Annotated in this window: 4 protein-coding genes; 2 read left to right on the top strand and 2 right to left on the bottom strand. The window is 54.6% G+C overall.

Translation table 11 applies throughout. From position 1 onward, the window contains the following. Positions 1-257: hypothetical protein (locus tag WA354_RS09310; protein WP_472812732.1), on the top strand; the 257-nt coding region annotated here is incomplete at its 5' end. 269 nt (positions 258-526) lie between these two features. Here the strand turns inward: WA354_RS09310 and WA354_RS09305 are convergent. Next, a complete protein-coding gene (locus WA354_RS09305; protein WP_472812731.1) occupies positions 527-1,609 on the bottom strand; it encodes a hypothetical protein in 1,083 nt (360 codons plus the stop codon). Between the two features lie 556 nt (positions 1,610-2,165). Further along, positions 2,166-2,687 (bottom strand): cytochrome P460 family protein, encoded by a 522-nt coding sequence (locus WA354_RS09300; protein ID WP_472812730.1) that lies wholly within the window; start codon positions 2,685-2,687, stop codon positions 2,166-2,168. Between the two features lie 517 nt (positions 2,688-3,204). On the opposite strand from WA354_RS09300, the gene WA354_RS09295 reads away from it, so the two are divergent. Continuing rightward, on the top strand, positions 3,205-3,667 hold a 463-nt coding region (locus tag WA354_RS09295; protein ID WP_472812729.1), incomplete at its 3' end, for a gamma carbonic anhydrase family protein.

Raw genomic sequence — 3,667 nt, 5'->3', positions numbered from 1 at the left:
GGTTCGCCCCCACTTTCGTGACGGAGCTAATTTGGGGGAAGGTCCGCGTTGCAAAATTCAAACTCGACTGGATCTTCGTCAAGTCTGAACTCGATAATCCGCGAGATGTGAAGGGATCGTACCTTCTTGCGCCCCACTTCGCGCAGACTCTCACCGACTTGAACAATTTCACGCCCCAGCCAATGTCCGACCACAGCCCCATGACCGTCGATCTGCCCTTCCACGATCCAGCAACCCTCGGCGTCATTAAGAATTAATCCGCGACCGCATTTCGACCTTCGCCAACGCGAATTCCCCGTTACGAACCGCCGAGAGGTTTCCGCAGGCGACACCACCCTGCGCGAACTGTCCAGGGTGCCCCAGAGCCTGCCCTGAGCTTGTCGAAGGGTCTCGTTTCTGAGACCTGGGATCGCTACACCGTCATACACAAATACATCGCCCGACCTGGCACTGAATGTCACCCGCAAACGGCAGAGCGGTTGTAGACCCCCCTGTGCGTCCAGTCCCTTCGTTGGCGAACCGTTTCTCATTTCGGCACAACAACTAAAGCGTTCGGAGTACCAGTGGGTAAAGTGAATGGCGACCCAACAACCTTGGCAATAAGTGTCGAAGTTACGGTAAACACATAAAGCTTCTTTGACACACTACTCAATGCATACAGATGATTGCTGTCATCCCAATGAATAGAACTGATTGGATCTGTCGTGAGTAGCAAGCTGTAAGCTGTGATCGGGGCACCACCGTTGAAGTGGAAGACCTGCACCCCACCACTACCCCCCACAGCAAGTACCTTTCCCGATGGCGACATATTCATAGCGTTCCCAAAGCAGCATCCAGCGCCAACCAGAGTGACTGGCATGTTGGCTTCTGTAGAGGTTGTAGATAAATCACCATGGCTATCGACGGTATAGCTGGCGAGTTGGCCGGGAAGATAAGAATCGATGTTGTTCGGGTCAGCCTTGGCAACGATTGCGGCTATGTGGTTGGTCACGCCGGCAGTAACGAAAAACGGGTAATACTCAGCCGGTTTTGTAACGTTCGAGTTAGATAAATTAAATGACCAATTCTGCATTTCTCCATTGCCTGCCAGTATGTATCCCATCCACTGGGGATACTGACCACCACAACAAGCATAGTCAGCGGCGGCGTAGGCAAAAGTATCATTCTGAAGTATTGTTGGCTCTTGGAAAAGACCATTCCCGGCATTCCCGCCAGTAGCTATGCCGCCATTAAAAGTCAGCTCGCCTGATTTTGAAATATCGTACGTCTGGATGAAATTTGGGCAACTACCCTCCTGATTAGGAAACGTGACATACACATTTCTGCCTTGATGGTTCAGGCCCGCAAGGCCATTCGTCTGGCCTGTACCATCGCCACACGGACCACCACCGTAGTGTTTTCGCGTATCAACGGAAGATATCGACTTTCCTATGACACCTGTTGAACCAAGCTGGTACGAATGAACCAGGTACGAACCCAGTGTGATCATGGTGTCGCCAGTGACTCCGATTAACAGACCTGCCGGAGCAGCATCTGGAGTCGCCTTAGCTAATGTCAGCTTGCCTGTTGCGGCAGCGTCGTAAAAATAAATGCCCTTGGTGGTCCCCACTTAGACATGGGCAATGGGAGCAGCAGTGGTTGCGGCTGGAGCTGCTTCAGTAGATGTGGACTGTGTGAGTCCTGCCGACGTGAATGCAAGACAAAAGGTGAGCGTGAGACCCCTGACTGCGCAGTTCATGGTGTCTTCTCCTGGATAGGCGGCAAGTTTTGAGTAGGGTTCGGTGCAGGGGGGACTGGCGCAAACAAGTATAGGCGCTCGCACTGATTTCAGGCAGCAAATCCCAGGCGCCTAGAGCCTGCCATGAGTTTGCGGAAAGTCTGCCCTGAGCGAGCAGAATGCGATTTGAACGGGGCTCTCGCGTTTGAGACCTGGGACCGATCCGCCGCGACCCTTCTGTGCAATCGACTCTTCCCTTCCCACGCTTCCAGGGAGCGGATGTTGTGCTCGCTCACAGCCCAACTTGACGTGCACCCAAATCTCACTTGGAATCGGCCCTGGCGCCTGCTCAATTAGCCACGGCAAGCGTATTGTGCGGGAGTAACGCCAGAGCTCGCGCGTATCTCCCGCTCAATGGGTACATTTCTTTCTGCAATTGCTTTCTGCATCAAGGTACATAGTGAGTAAAGACAAGGTCGGTCGCTTTGGCTTTCTCGTGGCAAGGGAAGCAGCTTTTCATAAATGCCGCGTCGCCATGTTTGCCGTCTGCGAAGTGACCGAATCCCCAGCCGCCGGTCGCGGCGTACTTTTTTGAGTCCTTGACCATAAACTGAATGTTCGTGGGAACCCCGGGAACGAAAGATTGAGCCTGGCCAAAAACTTTATTATTTTCCTCTGATGGCACGTAACGGTAATGCAAAGCCGCAATGATCGTGCCATCTGGGTAGGGAAGTTTGCCCTCCCGGAAGGCCTTGAACGCTACATCGTTGCCCAGCACAGCACCCAGGCTGTTAAGGTTGCCTGCTTCATGGGCCGAGGAGATCCATCTCCAGTCGCGGTACCCGTGAGGGATTTCGGTAACGAAGGCCGGGGCAGATTCTCCACTCGCGTGTCCTGGCGCAGGGGCAATCAGGGCGACAAGGCCCACGATCGCTCCAACTGCAAGCAGGAAGAATGTGACGTATTTCATAAGAGTTCCTCCATACCGTGGGCTTATATGCCTCAAGTCACGCTTTCGGCAACTTGCGCGAACTCGCCGGTACACTGAGCCTGCCCTGAGCGAGCCGGCGGCGAGTCGAACGACACCTGGGATCGACACCGTCCCACGAAATACATCGCCCGACCTGGCACTGAATTTCACCCGAAAACGATAGAATGGTTATAGACGCCGCTATGCGCCCAGTTCCCTCTTTGGCACGCTGCATGCGGTTTTTTTCTACAACCGGCGAATTTTTGCCCCAATTTCGGGGCAGAAAAACGCTCGTGTCCAAATCAAATCAGCAGTTTGGCTCACTTTCCGCCCCTGCATAATCCTTCAACTAGCGTGCACAATCCTTCAATTAGCCTGCATAAACCTTCAACTAGCTGCCCGTTTGACACCCCCAGAAACCCCCGCACAAGCCCCAAAATCCCCTCTCTTGCCGTGTCCAGCCTCTCTCAGCCAATGCCGCCCTTCAGCCCGGTAAAATGAAGCAGGCCCACTCCCTATGATTCGTTCCTATCAAGGCAAATCTCCCATCATCTCGCAATCCTGTTATGTGGATGTCTCCGCGCAAATCATCGGCGACGTCACCCTCGGCGAGCGCTCCGGCATCTGGATGAACGCCGTGATCCGCGGCGATGTGCATTCCATCCGCATCGGCGCCCACTCCAATGTGCAGGATTGTTCCGTGCTGCATGGCATGCGCTATCGCTATCCCGTCATCGTCGGCGACTGGGTCACGATCGGCCACAACGCCACCGTGCACGGCTGCATCGTGGAAGATGCCTGCCTCATCGGCATGGGCGTGGTGATCTTGAATAACGCGCGCATCGGCGAAGGTTCCATCATCGCCGCCGGCGCTGTGATTCCAGAAGGCACCATCGTGCCGCCGCGAACTTTATGGGCCGGCGTTCCAGGAAAGCAGCGCCGCGAACTGACCGACGCCGATCGCGAGACGATCTTGATGT

The sequence above is a fragment of the Occallatibacter sp. genome (assembly GCF_049802275.1).
Taxonomy (GTDB): Bacteria; Acidobacteriota; Terriglobia; order Terriglobales; family Acidobacteriaceae; genus Telmatobacter.
Note: the sequence above shows the minus strand (reverse complement) of the source record. Positions and strands in the feature narration are given on the sequence as shown.